1 protein-coding gene is annotated in these 252 nt (G+C 41.3%); it reads right to left on the bottom strand.

Translation table 11 applies throughout. The features are described 5' to 3' along the window. A partial coding sequence (locus CBI42_RS11955; RefSeq protein WP_142294168.1) for a hypothetical protein occupies window positions 1–252 on the bottom strand: 252 nt, incomplete at both ends.

Raw genomic sequence — 252 nt, 5'->3', positions numbered from 1 at the left:
TGTCTTCTGCAGCACGAATCGGCTCCTTAGAAGTCATAATCTGCTTAATATAACGGAGTTTGTTCTCCTGAGTTGCCCATAGATAATTATCAAACGAACCTTTGGTAATATAGTGGTAAATATCTACTTCCTTGTTTTCATTTCCCTGTCGGATTATACGTCCATTGCGTTGCTGGATGTCACTTGGTCTCCACGGAACATCCAGGTGATGAACTGCTTTCATCTTGCTCTGAACATTTAAACCTGTTCCTC

Source organism: Streptococcus sp. KR, from assembly GCF_002238115.1.
Taxonomy (GTDB): Bacteria; Bacillota; Bacilli; order Lactobacillales; family Streptococcaceae; genus Streptococcus.
Note: the sequence above shows the minus strand (reverse complement) of the source record. Positions and strands in the feature narration are given on the sequence as shown.